Below are 1,755 nucleotides of genomic sequence, written 5' to 3'. Positions count from 1 at the left end.
TTTTTTTTATACCCCCCCCCCCCCATTCACCTCCCCCCCCCCGGGGGGGGCGGGCCCGGGGCCCGGGGCCCCCCGGGGGGGCGCCGCCCCCACGCCGCGCGGCCGCGTGCGTTGCGCCACGTCCCCGGTTTCACACCGCCCTACCGGTCCTGGGAGAGCCGCACGAGCTCGGCGAACGAACCGTCCAGCCGCACGAGTTCCTCGTAGGTGCCCTGTTCGGTGATCCGGCCGGCGTCCAGGACGACGATCCGGTCGGCGAGCCGGCAGTTCTCCATGCGGTGGGTGACGATCACCGTGATCCGGTCGTCCTTCATCTCCCGCAGCCCGGAGAAGACCATGTGCTCGCCCCGCGGGTCCATCGCCGAGGTGGGCTCGTCCATGACCAGGAGCGCGGGCCGCCGGTGGAAGGCCCGCCCGCAGGCCAGGCGCTGCCACTGGCCCCCGGACGGCTCGTGGCCGCCCCACAGGGAGCGGGCCAGCAGGGTGTCCAGCCCGTTGGGGAACTCCTCGACGGCCTCCTTCATGCCCACGGCGGCCAGGGCCTCCCAGACGGCCTCCTCACCGCGCGCGTCGGGCTGGCCGAGGGTGATGTTCTCGCGGGTCGAGAAGGGCCAGTACCCGTACGACTGGGTGACCAGCCCGACGTGGGTCCAGGCCGAACGCTGGTCGGCGTCGGAGGTCGGCACGCCGTCCCAGGAGACGCTGCCCGCCGTCGGGGCCGTCAGCGCCGTCAGGAGCCGGATGAAGGTGGACTTGCCGGCGCCGTTCTCCCCGACGAGCGCGACCACCTCCCCGCGGTTCAGGGTGAGGTCCACCGGGCCGAGCGCCGGGGTGTCCTTGCCGGGATAGGTGTACGAGGCCCCCTCCATCCGGATCTTCTGCGGAGCCTCCAGCACCTGGGCCCCGCGCGGTACGGACAGCTCGGCGGACTCCGCGATGAAGGCGGCGTAGTCGCCGAGGTAGAGCGCGTGCTGGAACATGGCCGCCCCGTACACGACGAGCTGCGACAGGGCCGCCGTGGACGTCCGCATCGCGACGATGGCGGTGCCGGCCGCGCCCACGGCCATGTAGCCGCCGACCACCAGGGCGCCGAGTGACAGCCAGGTCAGGGCGATGAACAGGCCCGACACGGCGGCCGCGGTCAGGTACACCGCCAGGTACCGGGGGGCGGAGCCGACCATCTTGGCGTCGATCCGCCGGCAGACGGCGGCGTACCAGTGGTGGGCGTAGGTGCGCATGCTGTTGCCGCGGAGCTCGTCGGCCAGCTTGGGGGTCGTGAGGTGCCAGCGCATCATGTGGCGGATGTTGCGCGAGGCGATCGTCTCGTTGTGGAGGCGGTAGTCGAGACGGGCGGCGAAGACCGAGCCCAGGCCCCGGGGGATCACCGACAGCAGCAGGAGCGGCAGGAGCAGCGGGTGCACCAGGGACAGCACCGACGCCACGGCGACCATGTCGATGAGGCCGCCGGTGAAGCCGAGCGCATCCTGCAGCAGCATGGCGGAACGGGCCGATCCCGTCTCCGCCCCCTCGGAGCGCTCGGTGAAGTCGGGGGCGTCGTAGGCGGCCAGTTCGACGTCCATGTGCGCGTCGACCATGGCCAGGTCGGCGATCGTGGACATGCCCGGGTTCAGGCGCCGGGCGGCACTGCCGGCGGCGATGGAGGCCAGCGCCCCCAGGGCCGTCATGGTCGCCGCGGCGACCAGGGGCCAGCCGGCCCCGGCGAATCGGTGCTCGGGGCGGGCGCCGGCGGGGAGC

General features: G+C 73.2%; 1 protein-coding gene. It reads right to left on the bottom strand.

Annotated features, from left to right (window positions below; genetic code table 11):
* Positions 1 to 140: 140 nt before the first annotated feature.
* Positions 141 to 1,755: ATP-binding cassette domain-containing protein (locus ACFXA3_RS42135; RefSeq protein ID WP_385196753.1), on the bottom strand; the 1,615-nt coding region annotated here is incomplete at its 5' end.

The sequence above is a fragment of the Streptomyces sp. NPDC059456 genome (assembly GCF_042750055.1).
Lineage (GTDB): Bacteria > Actinomycetota > Actinomycetes > Streptomycetales > Streptomycetaceae > Streptomyces.
Note: the sequence above shows the minus strand (reverse complement) of the source record. Positions and strands in the feature narration are given on the sequence as shown.